Annotated in this window: 20 protein-coding genes and 1 tRNA gene; 10 read left to right on the top strand and 11 right to left on the bottom strand. The window is 61.5% G+C overall.

The window, feature by feature from the left end; genetic code table 11:
• Nucleotides 1-27: 27 nt before the first annotated feature.
• The 3 genes from CMV30_RS03445 to CMV30_RS03435 form a co-directional block, all read right to left on the bottom strand.
• Entirely contained in the window at nt 28-1,515 is a 1,488-nt protein-coding gene (locus CMV30_RS03445) for a DUF1343 domain-containing protein (RefSeq protein WP_245844389.1), read from the bottom strand.
• Nucleotides 1,516-1,585: 70 nt separating this feature from the next.
• On the bottom strand, nt 1,586-2,425 hold the full coding sequence (locus CMV30_RS03440) for a polysaccharide deacetylase family protein (protein ID WP_175414717.1): 840 nt from the start codon (nt 2,423-2,425) through the stop codon (nt 1,586-1,588).
• Nucleotides 2,426-2,580: 155 nt separating this feature from the next.
• Nucleotides 2,581-3,351 (bottom strand): AMP nucleosidase, encoded by a 771-nt coding sequence (locus CMV30_RS03435; protein WP_096054715.1) that lies wholly within the window; start codon nt 3,349-3,351, stop codon nt 2,581-2,583.
• A gap of 166 nt (nt 3,352-3,517) precedes the next feature.
• Between CMV30_RS03435 and CMV30_RS03430 the strand changes: the two genes are divergently transcribed.
• Entirely contained in the window at nt 3,518-4,150 is a 633-nt protein-coding gene (locus CMV30_RS03430; RefSeq protein WP_096054714.1) for a DUF1990 domain-containing protein, read from the top strand.
• Between the two features lie 98 nt (nt 4,151-4,248).
• On the opposite strand, the gene CMV30_RS03425 is transcribed toward CMV30_RS03430, so the two are convergent.
• On the bottom strand, nt 4,249-4,980 hold the full coding sequence (locus tag CMV30_RS03425) for a lysophospholipid acyltransferase family protein (protein ID WP_175414716.1): 732 nt from the start codon (nt 4,978-4,980) through the stop codon (nt 4,249-4,251).
• Between the two features lie 179 nt (nt 4,981-5,159).
• On the opposite strand from CMV30_RS03425, the gene CMV30_RS03420 reads away from it, so the two are divergent.
• From CMV30_RS03420 to CMV30_RS20030, 4 genes are all read left to right on the top strand, one after another.
• Entirely contained in the window at nt 5,160-5,717 is a 558-nt protein-coding gene (locus CMV30_RS03420; protein ID WP_245844388.1) for a hypothetical protein, read from the top strand.
• Between the two features lie 803 nt (nt 5,718-6,520).
• Nucleotides 6,521-6,596: transfer RNA gene (locus CMV30_RS03415), tRNA-Cys, on the top strand.
• Nucleotides 6,597-6,961: 365 nt separating this feature from the next.
• On the top strand, nt 6,962-7,618 hold the full coding sequence (locus CMV30_RS03410; RefSeq protein ID WP_175414715.1) for a sigma-70 family RNA polymerase sigma factor: 657 nt from the start codon (nt 6,962-6,964) through the stop codon (nt 7,616-7,618).
• A gap of 52 nt (nt 7,619-7,670) precedes the next feature.
• Entirely contained in the window at nt 7,671-7,832 is a 162-nt protein-coding gene (locus tag CMV30_RS20030) for a hypothetical protein (RefSeq protein WP_217494450.1), read from the top strand.
• A 28-nt stretch (nt 7,833-7,860) separates the two neighbouring features.
• On the opposite strand, the gene CMV30_RS19250 is transcribed toward CMV30_RS20030, so the two are convergent.
• The 3 genes from CMV30_RS19250 to CMV30_RS03385 all read right to left on the bottom strand — a co-directional run bounded on the left by CMV30_RS19250 (nt 7,861) and on the right by CMV30_RS03385 (nt 9,790).
• Nucleotides 7,861-8,508, bottom strand: coding sequence for a PIN domain-containing protein (locus tag CMV30_RS19250; RefSeq protein ID WP_138223100.1), 648 nt, complete (start codon nt 8,506-8,508; stop codon nt 7,861-7,863).
• A 69-nt stretch (nt 8,509-8,577) separates the two neighbouring features.
• On the bottom strand, nt 8,578-9,303 hold the full coding sequence (locus CMV30_RS03390; RefSeq protein WP_096054707.1) for a DUF1826 domain-containing protein: 726 nt from the start codon (nt 9,301-9,303) through the stop codon (nt 8,578-8,580).
• 46 nt (nt 9,304-9,349) lie between these two features.
• Nucleotides 9,350-9,790 (bottom strand): DUF1697 domain-containing protein, encoded by a 441-nt coding sequence (locus CMV30_RS03385; RefSeq protein ID WP_096054706.1) that lies wholly within the window; start codon nt 9,788-9,790, stop codon nt 9,350-9,352.
• A gap of 131 nt (nt 9,791-9,921) precedes the next feature.
• On the opposite strand from CMV30_RS03385, the gene CMV30_RS03380 reads away from it, so the two are divergent.
• A complete protein-coding gene (locus CMV30_RS03380) occupies nt 9,922-10,941 on the top strand; it encodes a L,D-transpeptidase family protein (RefSeq protein WP_096054705.1) in 1,020 nt (339 codons plus the stop codon).
• A 40-nt stretch (nt 10,942-10,981) separates the two neighbouring features.
• Here CMV30_RS03380 and CMV30_RS03375 read toward each other — a convergent pair whose 3' ends face one another.
• Complete coding sequence (locus tag CMV30_RS03375; protein ID WP_217494449.1) at nt 10,982-11,419, bottom strand: GFA family protein; 438 nt, start codon at nt 11,417-11,419, stop codon at nt 10,982-10,984.
• 177 nt (nt 11,420-11,596) lie between these two features.
• Nucleotides 11,597-12,118 (bottom strand): pyridoxamine 5'-phosphate oxidase family protein, encoded by a 522-nt coding sequence (locus CMV30_RS03370; protein WP_096054704.1) that lies wholly within the window; start codon nt 12,116-12,118, stop codon nt 11,597-11,599.
• Nucleotides 12,119-12,357: 239 nt separating this feature from the next.
• Here CMV30_RS03370 and CMV30_RS03365 point away from each other — a divergent pair, with 239 nt between their 5' ends.
• Nucleotides 12,358-12,882 carry a cupin domain-containing protein gene (locus CMV30_RS03365; RefSeq protein ID WP_245844387.1) on the top strand — a complete coding sequence of 175 codons (525 nt, stop codon included), beginning with the start codon at nt 12,358-12,360 and terminating at the stop codon, nt 12,880-12,882.
• Nucleotides 12,883-13,092: 210 nt separating this feature from the next.
• On the opposite strand, the gene CMV30_RS03360 is transcribed toward CMV30_RS03365, so the two are convergent.
• Nucleotides 13,093-13,401: a hypothetical protein gene (locus CMV30_RS03360; RefSeq protein WP_096054703.1), complete on the bottom strand. Its 309-nt coding sequence runs from the start codon at nt 13,399-13,401 to the stop codon at nt 13,093-13,095.
• A gap of 71 nt (nt 13,402-13,472) precedes the next feature.
• Nucleotides 13,473-14,807: a sodium/glutamate symporter gene (locus CMV30_RS03355; RefSeq protein WP_096054702.1), complete on the bottom strand. Its 1,335-nt coding sequence runs from the start codon at nt 14,805-14,807 to the stop codon at nt 13,473-13,475.
• Nucleotides 14,808-14,838: 31 nt separating this feature from the next.
• On the opposite strand from CMV30_RS03355, the gene CMV30_RS03350 reads away from it, so the two are divergent.
• The 3 genes from CMV30_RS03350 (at nt 14,839) to CMV30_RS19720 (ending at nt 18,692) form a co-directional block, all read left to right on the top strand.
• Entirely contained in the window at nt 14,839-16,626 is a 1,788-nt protein-coding gene (locus CMV30_RS03350) for a P-loop NTPase fold protein (RefSeq protein ID WP_138223099.1), read from the top strand.
• Nucleotides 16,627-16,857: 231 nt separating this feature from the next.
• Nucleotides 16,858-18,393 (top strand): protein adenylyltransferase SelO, encoded by a 1,536-nt coding sequence (locus CMV30_RS03345; RefSeq protein ID WP_096054700.1) that lies wholly within the window; start codon nt 16,858-16,860, stop codon nt 18,391-18,393.
• A gap of 65 nt (nt 18,394-18,458) precedes the next feature.
• Nucleotides 18,459-18,692 carry a hypothetical protein gene (locus CMV30_RS19720; protein WP_175414713.1) on the top strand — a complete coding sequence of 78 codons (234 nt, stop codon included), beginning with the start codon at nt 18,459-18,461 and terminating at the stop codon, nt 18,690-18,692.
• The last annotated feature ends 305 nt before the right edge of the window (nt 18,693-18,997 follow it).

Raw genomic sequence — 18,997 nt, 5'->3', positions numbered from 1 at the left:
CGTGCCGGGGCGGCTAACCGGGGCGGATTATTCGTAGAGCCAGAAGCGGCGGCTGGACTGCTGGAAGAGGAGGGCGTCCTGCTTCCATTTGCGGAGGAAGCCAGTGAGATCCACGCGGGAGCCGTCGCGCTTGATAGCGTTCCACCACTCGGCAGAGCCGGTGTGTTTATTGAAGAGCAGGGCTTCAGCTGAAGTGGCGGCGGCGAAGGGGTTTTTCGCGTTATAGAGCGCGGCGAGGCGCATGAGGTGGAAGCTGAGCTCGGTGGGGTTCCAGTCATCCCAGTCGTTTACCTCGACGTAGATGCCGATGCCCATGGGGGCGCCATTGGGGGAGGTGAGGGAGACTTTTTTGAAGGCGAGGCCGGGGAGACGGAGGGCGGTGAGTTCCTTCTGCACCTGATCCATGGAGCGGAGTTTGGTGGAGACTCCGCGAAATGGATACTGGGTACCGATGCCGTGGGAGAAACCGCCGATCTGGCAGCCGAGGCCGGTCATGGCGTAGCCGACGCAGGCGGCGAAGTCCTGGATGTAGGGGGAGGTGGGGACGAATTTGAGGCCGGTCTCGGGCCAGCGCATGGAGCGGCGCCAGCCTTGCATGGGGATGACGGTGAGTTTGCCGCGGGCGCGGGCAGCTTCGCTGATGTCGAGACCGCCGGGGGTGCCGGCGGCGAGGCGGGCGAGCTCGCCCATGGTCAGGCCGTGCACGTAAGGCATGGCGAACTGGCCGACGCCGCTGAAGAACTGGCGGTCGAGGAGGGGCCCATCGACCTTGAGTCCGCCGAGGGGGTTGGGGCGGTCGAGGACGATGACTTCGATGCCGTGTTCGAAGCAGGCCTCCATCGCGTACTTCATGCAGACGGAGAAGGTGTAGGAGCGTACGCCGATGTCCTGCATGTCGATGAGCAGGGCATCGAGGCCTTGGAGCTGTTTTTTGGTGGGTTTGCGGTTGTTACCGTAGAGCGAATACGCGGGGAGGCCGGTGCGTTTGTCGATGGTGTCGGTGATGTTCACCGAGGCGGCGGTTTTGCCGTAGATGCCGTGCTCGGGGCCGAAGAGGGCGACGAGTTTGACATTGGGGGCGGCGCGGAGGACGTCGATGGTGCTGACGCCGAGGCGGTTCACGCCGGGCGGGTGGGTGAGGAGGCCGACGCGTTTGCCGGCGATGGGAGCGAAGTTTTGCGCGGCGAGGACGTCGATGCCGAGCATGACGGCGGGGCCGGAGCGGGGGCCGGGGAAGTAGACAGGTGTTGAGGCGGCGGACGGTTGCGCGGCGGAGCTGGCGGAGGCGGGGGCGGTCGGGGCCTGGACGACGGGCCGGGCGGAGGGCTGGCTGGTGGCGCGGGCGGGTTTGACGCGTTGTTTGGCCGGGGAGCTGGAGCGTGTACCGGGCTGGCCGGCCGCATAGCCTGCGACGAGGGAAAGCAGCAAAAGGGAAACGGTCAGCAGGAGCGCTTTGACGATGCGGGGCTGGCGGGAAAGGGAGGGGCGGGCGGGGCCGGTCATGCGAAGGCTCACAGTGCGAGCGGTGGGAGGTGCGTCGAGAGTGAAGACGCGCGGGATGCGATGAAGTGAGGCGGCGGGAGGTTCAGGTGCGCTCCAGGCTTTCGGCGGAAGGGATGACGCAGCGGTAGCCGTCTGCGGTGAGACGGGCGAGGAGGCGGGCGATGACTTCGACGCGGGGGGAACCGGGCGGGCCGGATTCGTGGGCGAGGATGATGGCGCCGGGCGTGAGGGAATGGCGGATACGGCGGACGGCGGCGTCGGGATCGCGGGTCTGGGTGTCGTAGCCGCGGGCGCTCCAGAGGACGAGTTCGAGGCCACGCTTCGCGAGCTGGGGGTGGAGCGAGAGGCTTTTCAGGCCGACGGGCGGGCGGAACCAACGCGGCGAGGGCGCGCCGACGGCGCGGATGGCGGCATCGCAGTTGTCCATCTGTGCGCCGGTTGCGGAGGGAAGGGCGCCCCAGTAGGTGCCGTGGGGATGAGTGTGGGTGTGGTTGCCCAAGGTGTGGCCGCGGCGGAGGATTTCGACGACGAGCGCGGGGTGGCGGGCGGCGTTTTCGCCGATGAGGAAGAAGGTGGCGCGGGCGCGGTGTTGATCGAGGAGATCGAGGACGCGCGGGGTGGTGGCGGGGTCGGGGCCGTCGTCGATCGTTAGCCAGATCTCGAGGCGGTCGGTGCGGAAGCGGCGGATGGCGGGGCCGAAGCCGTGGGACGTCGGGACGAGGAATTGCCAGAGGAGCCAGGGGGCGCCGCTGAAGAAGACGAACGGTGCGAGGGTGTGGTGGCCACGAAGGAAGAGGACGGTGCCGGTGATTTTTGCAGCGACGGTCCAGTAGAACCAGATCTTGAAGGCGAGGGGGCGGCGGAGCGGGGTGGCCGCGTGAACGGAGAGGGGGCGGGCGGTTTCTGTGGAGGAGGCGGACACGGGCGGGAGGGCACTAGTGACCAATGAGCAGTGACCAATGACCAGTGGAAAAGTCGGGCGCTGGTCGGACGGAATTTCGAAGGCGACGCGCTGGAAGAGAAGACGTGGACGACACGGAGGTCGTCCCTCCATTACGGAGGCGAGGGCGGAAGGCTTTAGAACTTCAGGTGCTTCAGGGTGAGGCCCTGATTGATGAGCTGCTTGAGGGAGGCGATGCCGATCTTGAGGTGGTCTTCGACGTAAGTGTGATCGACGGCGCGGTCGCTCTTGGCAGTTTTCACGCCGTCAGGAGTCATGGGTTGATCGCTGACGAGGAGGAGCGCGCCAGTGGTGATCTCGTTGTAGAAACCGGTCATGAAGATGGTGGCGGTTTCCATGTCCACGCAGAGGGCGTGGATTTTTTGGAGGTAGGCTTTGAAGGCGTCGTCGTGTTCCCAGACGCGGCGGTTGGTGGTGTACACGGTGCCGGTCCAGTAATCGCGGGCGAAGTCGCGGATGGTCGTGGAGATGGCTTTTTGGAGGGCGAAGGCGGGGAGCGCGGGAACCTCGGGCGGGAAGTAATCGTTGCTGGTGCCTTCGCCGCGGATGGCGGCGATGGGGAGGATGAGGTCGCCGAGTTCGGCGCGGTGTTTGATGCCGCCGCATTTGCCGAGGAAGAGGACGGCTTTTGGGTGGATGGCGCTGAGGAGGTCCATCACGGTGGCGGCGGTGGCGGAGCCCATGCCGAAGTTGATTATGGTGATGCGGCCTTTGGTGGCGCTGGACATGGGCTTGTCCTTGCCGCGCACGGGAACTTTGTGCCACTGGGCGAAGAGCTTCACGTAGCTCTGAAAATTCGTGAGGAGGATGTGGTCGCCGAATTCGCTGAGCGGGACGCCGGTGTAACGGGGGAGCCAGTTTTCGACGATTTCGCGGCGGGTCTTCATGAAGAGAAATATGCGGGGAGATGGCCGGATGGCACGGCTGAAAATGCAGGTCGCGTGCCGGGGGGCGCCAAGCCGGGTGTGGCGACATTTTGGAGACAATGGCAGCGATGCGGTTGGGGCGGGAGCGTGATTGCAGGGAGCTGTGGGTTGCTCAGAGTGCAACGTCATGAACAAGCGGATGCCGCAGGTAATGACCACGGATGGAGCGTTGGAAAAGACGCGGCCGGAGTTTCGGTTGCACCGGCCGAGGGCGGCGGAAGTGACGGCGTTTCGGATGAAGAACGAGCGGGCGGCGCTTAGTTATGATGAGCTTGGGCAGTCGGCGAGCGGGTATCCGGCGGGGTACCACGTGGATCACAATTCGGTGAGACTGGGGCGGGGCGAGGAGACGTGGACGCGAGCGTGTGAGGCGCTGAAGACGTGGCAGATGTTTCCGAAGGGCTGGGCGGCGATCGAACCGGCGGACGAAACTGTGCGGGCGGGGCAGACGTTGACGATGCTGGCGCGCGGCTACGGGGTCTGGTGGATGAGCGGCTGCCGGATCGTGTACATGGTCGAGGAGGCGGGGCCGGTGAGGCGGTTTGGTTTCGCGTATGGGACGCTCACGACGCATGTGGAGCAAGGGGAGGAGCGGTTCATGGCGGAGATGCTCGAGGACGGCACGGTGTGGTATGACCTGCGGGCGTTTTCGCGGCCGCGCTTCTGGCCGGTGAAGTTGATGAAGCCGCTGGCGCGGCGGTTGCAGAAACGGTTCGTGCGGGAGTCGCTGGCAGCGATGGTAGCGGCGACGACGTTGTAGAAGTGCGAGTCGGCTCGTGCGAGAGGACGACAAGCGGCGGTATGTGGAGCGGGCGAGCGGAGGTAGCGCCGACGTGCGGGCGGAGAGGTGCGGAGCGGTTACACGACAGGTTCGTGCGAGGTACGGGCGCTGGTGGCGTCGGAATTCATGGCGAGCAGGCGGGCGCGCAGGGTTTGGGCTGCTTGATCGCGGTCGTGGAGTGCGGCGGTGGGAATCCATTCGCAGCGCAGGAAGACGCGTGAAAAAGGCTTTGGCAGGTAGAAGCGGTCCCAACTGCGTAGTTGCCAGGCCGATTCAAAGGAGGCGCCGAGGAGCAGCAGTGGCGCGTGGACGCGGCGGGCGACGATCAGGCCGCCGGCTTTGAATTCGTAGAGCGGGCCGCGCGGGCCGTCGGGGGTGATGCCGATGTCGTGGCCCGCGCGCATGACCTCGACGAGGGCGTTGACGGCTTCACGACCGAGCTGGCTGCTGGAGCCGCGCACGGTGCGGATGCCGACGAGCGAAAAAAATGCGGAGAGCCACGCGCCGTCTTTGCTGGCGCTGACCAGGCCGTAAACTGTGCGGCCCCGGCGGTAGCGGCGGAAGATCTCGGAGGTGAGGATGAGGCGGTTGTGCCAGAGGACGAAGGCGACGGGCTGGTCTGATTTGGAGAGGAGTCGGAGTGCGGCGGGCGAGGCTTCGAAGCGCAGGCTCGCGCTCCAGGCGCGGAGGATGAGGCCGAGGGGAAAGAGCAGGGCGCGCCGCCAGCCGTGGATGGCTTTGACGCGCGTGGAGTTGGGTGCGGGCGCGGGTGGAGGTGTGATGGGAAAGTTGTGCGGAGCGGAGGGCACGAGGCGGATTTTGCGTGGGTTAGTTGGAGGATAGAGGCGGTTTCGCCAAGCATGGAGCGCGGGGATGCGGGGTGGCGGGTGCGCGGTGTGGGTGTAAGTCCGGGGTGGAGGATGGAGCGAGGCGCTGGATAAAAAATCTTGCTCGCGGAGAGAGGGATTTGGCTTCACCAAGCGCGGCCATGAGCAGCGAACGTTTTCCCGATTGTCCGCATCTGCCGGTGCCGCGTGAGCACATGGACTGGCGCGATCTCGACGGCCACGGGGAGAGGCGCGGCGCAGAGTTTTATGCGACGGTGCTGGAGTACGGGCATTATCTGTGGCGGCGCGGGCAGTCGGCTCGGGCGATGCTTTGTCTGGACCGCGCGATGGGGGCCGATCTGCGCGGCGATGAAGACGCGTTGAAGAAATGGCCGATGCCGTATGCGGCGATGGCGTGGTTTCTCGCGCACACGCCGGAGGGTGTCTTCATGGGGAATCCTCGCGTGCATTTTCAGCATTACGCCGGGCGCATGAATGAGCCGCGTCGCGAGCAACGCCGGTGGCGGGCTTGGGCGTGCTGGGCGATCGCGCGTGAGGTGCTGCCGCATCTACCGGGCGATCTGAAGCATGTGGTCGAGGAGCCGTCGCGGGAGTTGATCCGGGAAAAACTCCGCGAGCACGGGCACGCGGGAGAGGCGGAGTTGTGGGCGGCGGCGATGGGAAATGCGGTGAGGCGGAGTTTAGCTAAGTTGAGCTGAGAGGTTTTCGGGGAATGACTGGCGGACGAGGGCGGGGCTCTGGTACTGTGAGGATCGTCAGCAAAAAGCCGGTCAGAAGAAATTTCAGGAAATCTTTCGAGTTCCTCTTGAATTTCGATTCGCTCACTCCGTTCTAACCTTCCGAATACTTTAACCTTTTCTCCCTCTCACCTCATGAAATCCACCCGACTACATACTGCGATGGCTGTCCTTTTTGGGACTGCCGACTGGTCGTGTGCGACAGGCATGATGCGTACGATCAAGCATGGCAAAGGGCTCGGTTCCAAACGACCCGGCTATGCGAATTCACAGGGAAGTGGTGCCACGTAACCGCGAATAATTTCGCAGCCATACGCGCCCACTTCCTGCCCGGAAGTGGGTTTTTTGTGCTCAGAAATACTGGGCCGCTTCCGGGATCACCGAGCCGCGTGCTCGTTCGACTTTCAGATTCCGTTCGTGGCTTCACCGCTGAGCCCAGATCAATCAGCCAACGTCCGCACCCAATCCCGCGGCCGTCCAATCCGCGCCGACTTCATCGGCGAGAGAGGGACGACGGTGTGTGTTCTTTTTTGCGATGCAGGGACGCTAGGCGGTTCTGCTCAACGCGTGGTGCGCCTTCGGGCGGTCAACGGCGAGGCCGGCCACGCATTTCATTTTTCCGCGCGCATGAGTCATGAACCGTCGGTGATTGATTGTTTGTTGAGGTTCCTGCTCTCCGCACGGGTTCCACCAATTACCTGCGGTCACTGAGGGCGGACGTCGGAGAAGTCTTCCGGCGCCGAGCGACCTGAGCCGCAGATTAACGCGATGTACCCAAGCAGCGAAGGGACCGGCCTGCAAAGCCGTGTGCCGCGGGTGCGAGTCCCGCCATCGCGTCCACTTTTCAGTCGTAGGGTTTTTGGCAGAGGAGGTTTAGAGCGGCACCCGCATGGCGTGCCTCATCGCAAAAGAAGACACGCACCGACGTTGGCTGAGCTGTGCTCAGCGCGGGCCATTTTCTTTTTCCAATCATCCCATGCACACACCTATGTCCGCCGAAATTTCTAACAAGCCCACCGTCCTTTCACGCAACGCCGCAGCCTCCATCCGCGAGGCCAAGCATCCCTACTGGCGGCACTTCCTCCCTTCCTGAAACAGCGGGTCGGGGGAAGCGCGCCCATCGTTTCTTCCCTCCGTCAACGCTGTCATTTCACATGTCTCCTCTTGCTCCTAATTCTCTCTTGCTCACCGACTGTCTCGATATTGTGGACACGGCGGTGGCGACCGTTTCCCGGCGTATTCCAGTTCATGTCGCGGCCGACGATCTTTTGTCGGTCGGCAAACTCGCGCTCATTGCCGCGCTCGCGCAATGCAAGGGCTCGGTGGACGAAGTTCGCGCTTACTGCTTCGTGCGTGTGCGCGGTGCTCTGATCGATGAACTGCGTCGTCTCGATCCACTTTCGCGTAACCAGCGCGATAAGGTGAACCGCGTGCTGCGTGCGCAGGCGGAACTCAGCGGCCGGCTCGCGCGCGCCGCCACCACGGCGGAGATCGCGGTCGGGTCGCAGGTGGCGGTCTCCGAGGTCGCGGAGATTTTGCGCACGCTCAACCAGGAGTCCGAGTTTGTGGATTTCGATTTGAGCGCGCTGCCGGATCATGAGGCCGCGTCGCCTGCGGAAGTCGTCGAAGCGGACGATCTCCGCATGAGTCTGCGCAGCGCGCTTCAGCGTCTCGCGGGCAATCAGGCGGCCGTTCTTTACCGCTATTACTTCGAAGACGCCACGCTCGACGTCATCGCCGCCGAGATGGGTATCTCGAAGGAACGTGTGCGCCAGATTCGCGAAGCGGGTGAGAAAAAACTCCGCGCGGATTTCGCGGTGCTGGCGATCTGGCAGTCGCTGCTGTCGTTTGAGCGAGACTAAAAGCCTGTTCGAAATCCCGGCCGCATGTAGGCGAGTGAGCTTGCCGTGCTCCGTGATCGAGGAAGCGCGCGCGAGCGAGCTGGCCTACGGGTGGGTGAAGCGCCTGTGCCGCACTGGCAGCGTGCGCCGCGAGAAACGCGCGGCGCACAAAGCGGAGCGGAAGGACGCCGACGCGCAGATCGAGCTGGGGGGATGCAGGAGATTTTGCGTCTAACTCGATCCGGGTTTTCTGCGGCTGTTGATCAGAAGACGGGGTAGGTCACAGCGCCCTTGGCATCGATCACGAGGCCGGTGCGCGTGCGGAGCAGTTCAAATTTTGAAGCGAGTTCGGATTCGCTCAGGGTGCCGCCCAAATGCGATTTTAGGTGGGAGAGGAGCGTGGCCTTGCGCTTGGGTCGGTTGGACGCGTTGCGTTTCAGGTTATCAATGAACTCGGCCACACGATCTTTTGTGATCGGTGCGGGAGTAGTTATCACAAGCGCCGGTGAGGTTGGTGCGGGAACGATTTTGGCCAGCAATGGATGTAACGCGGCGAATGTATCGTGACGTGCTACGCGGGTGTGCTGCTGCTTGAGATGCGCGATCAGTGGGTCAAAGCCCTTGTCTTTCGAAATGATGTGAAAGAACCCCGTCGGATCGGCGGCGACCGCCCGGCCAAGGTGATATGCCAGCGCGAAGTCCAAGGCGTTTTTTCCAGATGCGCCGAGGCGAACCAGCTGAACGTGCGCAGCGCGTTTGAGCAGTTGTTCGACCAGGTCGGTCTTCAGGCTCGTTTGCTTCTCTCCTACCAGCAGCACGAGTGACAACGGCTTGTCGATAGGGGCGTCCAAGTCGACAGCATGGACATTTTCAAAATCGATAAAGACGTGGTTGGTTGCGGAGCGGTCCATGAGGAGGTGGGGCGTGTGATTTGGGATGATGTAGTGGGTGGTAGAAAGACAGTGGCGTGCTGCGGCACCTCAACTGATCAGCAGCAAGCGCGGTGGCTGGCCGGGGAGATTTTCCGGTGCGCGGTGGACGCAGGGCGGGACTGGGCTGCCGGGCCAGTCGGTCGCGATGCGCCAGAGGTTGCCGAGGCCGAAGGAGAACGGCTGTGCGCCGGGAGCGGGAGCGTAGTGAAGATCGTAACAGTTTTCGTTGAGGAACTCGCGGAAGGATTTGTCGTCTTCGCCGCCGAAGAGTTTGAGGAGTTCGGCGCGGGTTTCGGGGACGTCCACGCGGCGGCGAGTTTCGTCGTTGCGGAGGCCTTCGCTCGATGCGCCGTGATACGTGCAAAGCCAGGTGTCGGCTTCGACGGGGGCGCTGTCGGCGTGGTAGGAGTAAACGTCGATGGGAACTACGGTGGGCTCTTCTTCGCGCGGATAGGCGCGGATGCAGTTGAGCTCGGGTGCGCGGCCGTGTTCGCGGAGCAGGCGGAGGTCTTCGAGCATGAAGTCGATGGCGGTGCGGCCTGATGCGCTCACGGAGAGCGCGCGGAGACGGGTTTCATCGAGAGGTGTGATGCCGTCGCCGATGCCTTGAGTGCTGTCGCAGAGGGCGGTGACGACTTCGCTGAAGTTGCCCGAGAGAGTGCGAGGCCAGCAGAGGGCGTTGACGCCGTTGGCGAGAGGCGTGGAGAGCAGTTCTTGGAAACTATTCACGCATTGGATGCGGGTGTAGCCGGGCGGAAGGGCGAGAGGAGTCATGCGTGAAAAACGAAGAGCGGCGATTTTCGGATGCAGAAGGGTTTGGTCACCTCTGCATTTTTGCGACTATCTTGAGCACGGTGTTCCAGGTGCGGGTCGTGATGTGTTTTCCGTAGCGCTTCTCGAGATCGATCATCGCGTTGGGCCCGTCCATAGTGGCGCGGTCGATTTTGTTGAAGACGGGTGCGCCGTCTTTGCGGAAGGTGACGATGAGGTACCATTGCTTGCCGTGCTCCGCGCCTTGGAAGGGGGCTTTCTTAACGATCGCTTCGAGTTCGTCCTGAGTGCGGACGAGTACGTCGCTGGAGAGGCCGAGGTTATCGCCGAAGGCTTTCTCGATCTTGGTCTCCAGCAGCGCCGTGCCGCTCGCGAGGACGGGGCGGACGCTGGTGCAGCCGAGGGTTTTCAGGACGGCACCGAGTTTGTCGTTACGCATGTTTGGATTCATCGGACCGACACCGCGGATCAAGGCCACGTAGTTTGGCATGGATGGAAACTGAGTAGGTGATTTTTTCGCGCAAGCTCTCGTCGCGTAAGGTGCGGCGGCGCAGGTGTTCACTTCTTAAGAAAAGTATCCGGGATCGAGTGACCAAGTGATGTTTTTTCGGTCAGAGTACGATGCGTCCATTCCAGCGACTGACTTCTGCTTTGCTATTCGCATCGTTCCTGCCTGCGGCGGTTTTATCGGCGGCCACGGAAACCGGGCCTGCTTTGGCAAAGCCCACGCGACCTCCGGCGATCACGCCGACTGCACCGGTGGGAAATGCGCAGGTTGCCTCCGCTGAGGATGCCGACTTGTGGCTGCGCGCGCAGATCGCGCTTGGGCGAAACCGGTTTTCATGCGGTCCCATTGATGGTGTGAAAGGAGCTCAGACGACGGCGGCGCTATTTGCGTTTCAGGAGAGCCGGGGACTTCCGCGAACGGGCGAATTGGATACGGAGACGGCGGCGGCACTGTTGAGCGAGGATGACAGGATCATGGAGCTCGTACTCACCACGGAAGATCTGGCGGGTTTGCAGCCGGTGAGCGCAACCTGGCTGGGCAAGTCTCAGCAGACAGCGCTCGCGTATGAGAGTGTGCTCGAGCTTCTCGCCGAACGAACGCACGCGAGCACGGCGTTGCTTCAGAAACTAAATCCGGAGGTGAATTGGGATCAATTGATGCCGGGTGCGACGTTGCGCGTGCCGGCGGTCGCACTTCCGGCGGTGAAGATCAATGCGGCGCAAATCCGTATCGGTCTTTCCGCGCGCAGTCTTCAAGTGCGCGATGAGACAGGCCAGCTGGTGGCGCATTTTCCGGTGAGCATCGCGCGCGATGCCGAGAAGCGGCCGGAGGGAGAACTGCGCGTGGCGGTGGTGGTGGCCGATCCCGATTACACATTTGATCCAGAGGTTTTCACGGAATCGGAGGAAGCGCGGTCGCTGGGGCGGAAATTGATTTTGCCACCCGGTCCGAACAATCCGGTAGGCGTTGCCTGGATCGGGCTGGATCGGCCCGGCTACGGAATCCACGGCACGCCGCATCCGGAGAAAGTGGGGCGCACGGAATCACATGGCTGTTTCCGCCTGGCGAATTGGGACGCGCGCTCGCTGCTCGCGATGGCGTGGACGGGGCTGCCCGTTTTGGTCGAACCGTGAGTGGAGTGAAGGGAGACTTCTCGAGCTGAGGTGGGAGTAGTTAGCCGGGAACTTTGTCGAATTTTGGCGTGGCGGAGTTCATGATATCCCACGGTTGCGCGTCTGAAATCCAGAAGTCGGCTGACGCTTTGAATACACTGGGATCGTCGAGACTGCCAACGGTTAGGCCGATGTTGGGAGAGCCGGCAAATTCGCCGCCGGTGAGACGGGAGCCGCACTCGTAACAGAAACTGCGTTTGTGCGAGCGCGGGCCGGCTTGATCGCTATCCGTACTGAAATAGCGCGGGGTGCCTCGCGTGAACAGGAAAGTCGAAGTCGGCACGAAAATGACCGGCGTGTGACCGCCTCCCGTGATGTGCTGACAATCACGGCAGTGACAGGTGAACATTTCAATCTGGTCGGGCTTTGCGGTGCATTCGTAGCGGACAGCTCCGCAATAACAGCCGCCGGTGAAAGGGCTTTTGATCATGGTGGTCATGTGGGAATTTTTTTCAGACCGGGGGAAGTTAAGGGGCGGTCCTATCTTCAACGAATGATCACGGACGAAGCGGACATGCCGTAGATGTTTTCTCAGAGTGGCGGCGGCATCGTATCAGAACACAACAAGACGCAGTTTATGGCTGCGGCTTGTGAGCTTGTATACGTTGAGAAGAGGCTAGGGGCGGACTGCGCCTTCGACGCTGTCATCTATGGTTTTTCCCGTCACTGCGCCGACGACGATCTTGAGCGTGGCAACTGCTTTGCCGTGCTTGGTGTCCCAATAATAACCGTCGTTTGGCTCGACCTTGATCACCGTGAGATCCGGATCGTCCACGCCGCCGTTGAACCAAGTTTTTGCGAGCGGCGTCCAATGCTCCTTTCGCAGAGCGTAGTCGTCGCTGATGGTGGCGCGTCCATCGAGCGTTAGGAATTCCGAGCTGCTGGGATTCGCAAAGAACAACTGTACCTGCGCATCGGCTTCGATCTGCCGATTGATGTGCGTAGTGCGCCCGCTGAGGAACCAAAGATTACCGGCGTCATCCACGCTCTGCACGGTCATCGGACGAACAGTTACGGGCGGATGGGATAGATCGGTGCCGAAGAGACAGTAGCGGGCAGATTTGGCGAGGCCGCGGATTTTTTCGGCGGCGGCTGAACCGGAGACGCTTTCGTAGTGGGATTCGAGTTCTTGTTTCATGTGCTGGCAGACCTGTGACGCACAGAGACGTTCGGAATAGGAGCCTCATTCGGGAAAACTCCCATGGTTGAATGCGCTGTGGTGCGCACATCGCAGTGGGTTCACATAGAAGACGGACGTTTTGCATCGGCGCGCGGTAAAACGATGAAGGCTGGACGGCGCGGGTGATCCGGTGGGCATTGGTTTTTTTGGTCTTTCGGCTCCCGGCTGACGCCGACTCAACTGCGTCGGTTGAAGACGTGAAGAACTCTACCCCTGTCATGGTTGCCTGCGCTTGCGGCGCGGAGGCTGTGCTTTCAACGATCAAGAGCATGACGCCCATTGAAGGCTACCGATTGATTCCTCCGAGTGAACTGACCTGGCGTCCTTCGAACATGATGCGCATTCCCAATGCGGATTTTCTGGAGCGCACGGGAAGCGAACTGCTCGGTGCGCGTTTATGGCGCATGCCGCCCATGAGCGCGAACACGCTGCACAAGCACGTGCTCAAGGAGGAATTTTATTTCGTCCTCGAAGGCACGGGGCGCATTCGTGTCGACGAGGAAACGCTGACGGTGCCGAAATATGGCAGCGTGCTGGTGGGCCCGGCGATGTTGAGGCAGGTTTTCAACGACTCGGAAAAAGAGGAGACGCTTTGGTTGATCATCGGTGCGCCCGAGAAGGAGTTCGAGTCGGGGGTGATTGACCGGAGTCTGATTTATCCGGTCGAGCCGACGCAGCTGCCGCCTGAGTTAACGAGTGCCGTGTGGCCACCGAAGAGCTAGTCACTCGCACCGCCATTGGTCGCTCCAAGCCGCCAGCATGAACGAAGCATTGGAGTGGGGAAGAACTCCTCTGTGGCCTGTCGGATGCCGGTGGTGCGCGCGTTTCACGAGATGCCCGCCGCAAGCAACTGAACGCACTGGGTCTTCTGTCCCGGTTCGCTGCGTTCGACGGATTGAATCCCGGCGTGCCGTCCCGGGCGCTCTTGGGTTTTATTGGCGAGACAGATTACCCGTCGGCTCAGGCTGGGGATACTCGGCAGGGCTGTTTAGCTGAAGCATCGCGACTTTAAGCCTCACAATTCCGAGCACCACCACATGCCAGTCTCGGGCCGCGGTATCGGCATTTCCCAGATCGACGAGTCGCCGAATAAACGCTCGCAGAAAATGCACTTCGGTCCGGATGGAGATCCCCCATGGACCTTTCTCCTCAAGAAAATCCAGAATCAAAACCAGTGTTTCAATATCCCGGTCACGCGCAGCCACCATCAGCCACTGGTATAATGTCTCCGCCTCAGACATAATTTGATTAACGACGACGCGGAGCGTTTTTCAATCCTCAACTATCACGGAGTCTGACTCCGCGGCCCGCACTATTTCAGAACGTTCAGCGCCGTCGTGGTGAGCACGGCGTTGAAGAAATCGACGAGGAAGGAGCCGACGATGGGGACGATCAGCATGGAGCGCGGTGCGGGGCCGAAGCGGCGGATCATCACGCGCATCGTCGCCATGGCGTTCGACGTCGCGCCGAGTCCGTAGCCGATCATGCCGGCGCTGGTCACGGCGGCTTCGTAATCTCGGCCCATCAGGCGGAACGTCACGAAGTAGGCGAGTGCCGCCATCAACGCGACTTGCACGGCGAGGATCACCAGCAAGGGCAGGGCGGAGCCGAGGAGCTGAGCGAGTTGCAGGTCGATCATCACGACGGCGAGGAGCCACATGAGCGCGACTGAGCCGATGGCGTCCACACGCTCTGTTTTGAGCACGTTGCCGCGGAGCAGATCGTGCGCGTTGCGCAGGATCGCGGCGACAATCATCGAGCCCATGTACACGGGGAACGTGAGGCCGGAGCTTTGGATGAAAACGCTAAGAAACGCGCCGAGCTTCATGCACACGACGAGCGCTGCCAGGTGCAGCAACACGCTGCGCGCAGAGCGGGCGAGTTCCTTGAGTTCGGCGATGAAGCCAGCCGGTTCGGCGGATGCCGATTCGAGTTGCTGGAGACTGACTGAGCCTTCGCCCACGCGATGGAGTTTTCGTTGCACGAGGCGTCCGCCGGTCCAGCCCGCGACGAGTCCGCCGGCCACGACACCGAACACGGCCGCGGTGAGCCCGATGGAGGCGGCGCCGACGAGGCCAGCCTTTTCGAATTCGGGAGCGAATCCCGCTGCGGTGCCGAAGCCTCCCATGAGCGAGACGTTGCTAGCCATGAGGCCGAGGAGAGGCGTTTCGCCGAGGGCGAGCGCGGTGAGCGCACCGGTGGCTGCCTGGACGGCGGAGAGTCCGATCGAGAGCGCGAGCAAGATGACGAGCGGTAGACCGCCTTGACGCGCGACGCTCCAGCTCGCGTTAAAACCGATGCAGGTGAAAAACAGGATGAGCAGCGGTCGCTCGACATCGGTCATCGACGGCGCGCCGAGTCCCCACTGCGGGAGAACGGGCCAGAGCCAGACGGCGTTGGCCGTGCTTCCTTGCAGAGTGACGAGTCCTGGAGCGGCTTGCGCGAGGATCGCGAGGGTAATGGCGACGAGTAGTCCGCCGATGATCGGCGCTGGCACATTGGCCCGATGCAGCCAGCCGACGCGGTGGAAAATGAATTCACCCAGCAGCAGCACCGGAATGGCGAGTACGAGCAGGGCAAACGGTCCGATGAACAACGTCGATGACGCCGAAGCCCCCGCCTCCGCAATCTGGGCAAAGTGATCCATGCGGGCCGGACGGTGTTGAGCGGTTCAGGCGATGTCCAGACTGCGAGACCGGTCTGATTCTCTGATGGGAGCGGACGCTTACTTTGTAGAAACAGCTTTCGTGGCTAACGGCCTGCGTTTATCCATTTTGAGCACTATGGGCCAGCATGCTAAAAGAACTAACACTGCAATCCATGCTTTCGTAGGTCTCGCAAAGGACGAAAGGCTAGGAGCTGTCGCGTTGTCCGGTCCTTGGGGCACGGGGAAAACTTACCTCGTGAAACACTTCGTCCAAACGCATGCCGACACGCTCAAGTCCGCAAAGCTGAAATTTGCATATCTGTCGCTGTTCGGTGTTCAAAGTCTGGCTGAAGCTCGAGCCCGGTTGGCTGCCGCCGCAATCGCGGCAGAGAAAAAATCACTTACCACGATCGGAAAAGCAGCACTTTTGAAGGGTTGGGTTTCTGGTGAGGCAGGCGGATTCGATATTTCCAAAGTTGGAGACATCGCCAAAGAGCTGGTCGAAAATGCTACTCTAAAGGGCCTATATGTCTGCATCGACGATCTCGAACGTGCCGGTGAAGGCCTTCGTCCCATTGATGTACTCGGATTCATCTCGGAACTCACTGAGCAACGTGAATGCAAGGTTCTGCTGATCCTCAACAAGGAGAAACTCACGGACGGCGCTGTCATGAGAATCTTTGAAGAGAAGGTTTTTGACCTCACACTCGATTTTCGTCCTGAACCGTCCGACGTGGTTCATTTGGCCATCGAAAATAAGCAACAGCAGGAAGCAGCCTTGCCGATTTTTAAGGCGTTCGGCTCTGCCAACATTCGTGTGATGCAACGCCTCGCCTGGGTGCTGGCCGAGATTGGAAAAATAAAAGTTTCTGGGCGGAATTTTATATGGCCACGGGTGGTCCGCCACGCGGCGGTCCTCACTCTTCTGAAATTCGAGCGAGGGCTAAGCCGAGACGATTTCGAGAGAGTTCTCACTCGAAATTGGAGTGTTATCTACGCGCGCCAGATGAGGAAAGGAAACGAGAAGGACAAACCGGCCGCGGATAGTTATTCCGACATCTTGGACGACTTGGACTATTACCCCGAGGGCTACGACACACACATCGTCGAACTCATTAACGATGGAGCATTCGATGAAAAAGCGCTCAAAGCGGCATTCAAGCTTTCCGTAGAAAGCCACAAGGCAGACACAAAAAACAAAAGAGCTGACGCTATTTTGCGAGGGCTGCGATCAGGTCTTCAAGCAACGGCGGCCGATTTGTCCAAAGAGATCAGGGAGTTTTTCTCTGAGGATCTAAAAACCGTTCCGCGCGGAACTATTGCCGTAATCTCTGACCTGCTCCTTGCGGTCGATAAATCGCGTGAGGCAATGGCCTCGGTGGAGAAGTTAATGACTCCCATCTTCAAGTCCGTGCCTCCAGAGCAACGGGAAGGCAACTTGAAGGTATATCCATCACTGCTTGCGTCCGGCGTCATTCAGAAAATTCCATATGAGCCTTCTCTCGACGATAATCCAACCCTCCGACAGGCGTTCGACGAGGTGGCAGGTGATCCCAAGGGTTGGAATAAATCCGGACAGTTTGCCATTATCGCAAAGTATTCTGACGCGGAAATTAAAAGTCTGTTCATGAGTCTAAACGAACCCGACGCTATGGATCGGATCCGCCGGCTCCGGGGACGCTTAAACAGCATTGACGAACTCTCTCAAGATGCGCGCTCCAGTATTATCCGACGCATCGACAAAATCGTAGACGAGTTGGCTGCCATAGACCCTCTCCACAGACACAAGCTCACCAATTTTGCGGCACCGAGGCCCTAAACATAAAAGCAGGCATTTAGCCCTTGGCCATCTATCAGCCTTTTCGTGGCGGTCGTATTCCGGTCGAAAAATCACCCCTGCTGGGGTTTTCTTTCGTGAGTCGGTGCCCCCACGGGGAATCGAACCCGCTCTGGCGAGCAAAGCGCGTTGAGAGCGAATCGCGGGCGAGGCACTGCCGCTTTTCCGTTGCAGGGTCTGGACGTCTAACGGTTTTCGGGGAAGGTCTTTTTCATGGCTGATGAGTTTTCTTCTTTTTCGTCGGTGAATGCGGCTGCGCCGGGTGGCTGGCGGTTGGAGCATTCTTATGCGGAGTTGCCGGCGGTGTTGCATGAGGCGGTGGGGCCGACGGCGGTGAAGGGGGCGCGGTTGGTGGTTTTCAATGAGGCGCTGGCGGCGGAGTTGGGGTTGGAGGCGGAGGCGTTGTCGGGTGCGGAGGGCGCTGAGATTTTTGCGGGGAACCGGTTGCCGCGGGGGGCGCGGGCAATTGCGCAGGCGTATGCGGGGCATCAGTACGGGCACTTCACGGTGCTTGGCGATGGGCGGGCGATTTTATTGGGCGAGCAGATCACGCCGCGGGGCGGGCGTTTCGATATTCAACTGAAGGGCGCGGGGCCGACGCCGTTTTCGCGGCGGGGCGATGGGCGGGCGGCGTTGGCGCCGATGTTGCGCGAGTACATCATCAGCGAGGCGATGGCTGCGCTGGGGATTCCGACGACGCGGAGTCTCGCGGTGGCGGCGACGGGCGAGACGGTGTGGCGGCAGGCGGCGTTGCCGGGCGCGGTGCTCACGCGCGTGGCGGCGAGTCATATCCGCGTGGGGACGTTTCAATGGGCGGCGGCGAAGCGCGATGAGGCGGTGTTGCGGGCTTTGACGCAGTACACGTTGCGGCGGCATTTCCCGGAGCGGGCGGGCGCGGAGAATGCGGCGCTGGCGTTGCTCACGGGCGTGATCGAGCGGCAGGCGGCGTTGATCGCGCAGTGGATACTGGTGGGCTTCGTGCACGGCGTCATGAATACCGACAACATGGCGCTCTCAGGCGAGACGATCGACTATGGGCCGTGCGCGTTCATGGACGCGTATGATCCGGCGACAGTGTTTTCCTCGATCGACCGGCACGGGCGCTACGCGTACGGGAACCAGCCGGCGATTGCGCAATGGAATCTATCGCGGCTGGCGGAGGCGTTGCTGCCGTTGCTGCACCGTGTGGAGGCGCAAGCGATCGAGATGGCAAATACGGCGCTGGCAGAATTCGGGACGCAGTTTCACCGGCATCTGCTCGCGGGGTGGCGGCGGAAGCTCGGGTTGTTTAACGAGGAGCCGGAGGACGTGATCCTCGTGGAAGGGCTGCTCGAGTGGATGCAGAAAACGAAGGCGGATTTCACGAACACGTTCGCGCGGATCGCGGTGGATGACGCTAAAGCGGAGGACGCGAGCGGAAGCGTTGGCGCGGTGGAAAGACCGATCGTGATCGATCTGGAATTCACGGAATGGCGCGCGCGGTGGATCGAACGGTTGAAACGTCAGCCGCAATCGCGCGAGGAGTCGGCGCAGTTGAGGCGGGCGAGTTGTCCGGCGGTGATCCCGCGCAATCACATGGTCGAGGCGGCGCTGGCGGCGGGCGAGCAGGGGAATCTCGCGCCGATGAACCGGTTGCTCGGTGTGCTGGCGAAACCGTTCGATTACGACTTCCGGCGACCGGAGGAATTTTTGGTACCCTTGGCCGCGGTGGCGGGCGAGGAACCGTACCGGACTTTTTGCGGGACCTGAGCGTCGGTGTTTTTTCGCTTACTCCATGTGGCGAAGCCCTGCATTTTGGAGGCGCCGTGGAGGGTTTGGACGCCGACAAGGTAGGCTCCTTCTTTCAAACTGGCGGTGACTTTGGGATCGCGGCGCTCGCGTGCGGTTTGGATTTGAGCGGACTCGGCTTCTGCGAAGGTGAGCCCGCCGTTGAGTGCTTTTTCGAGAGCTTCCGCTTCGTGGACGGCCTCGCCTCTGGTTTTGCCGCGGGCACTGCGGTGAAGATCGTTTTGCATGACCGATCCGCGGCCGATGCTGCGGCGCACTAAAAGGACATAGCCGGGAGAGGTGGTGGGGGCGGGTCGGGCTGAGGAGCTGGTTGGTTTTCCGGGCATTTCGATCACCCTCACCGGTCGTCGCGAGAGTTTCAACGGTAGATACCAAGTCGTCTCAGGAACCGCGAACGAGGGGCGATGGCTGTCATCGAGCGCGAGGAGCGTGACGGGGCGGGGCGACAGGGAGGTCGTGAAGGGGTGCAGCGTGAAGCCGGCGGAGGTGTCGGTGGCTGTGCGTGGTGCCGTCGGCGGGGCGGGTGCAGGCGTGAGGGGAATTTTCTGTCCGGTGTGCAAAGGGC

This window comes from Nibricoccus aquaticus, assembly GCF_002310495.1.
Taxonomy (GTDB): domain Bacteria; phylum Verrucomicrobiota; class Verrucomicrobiia; order Opitutales; family Opitutaceae; genus Nibricoccus; species Nibricoccus aquaticus.
The sequence above is the reverse complement of the archived record's forward strand: the minus strand, read 5'-3'. Positions and strand labels throughout refer to the sequence as shown.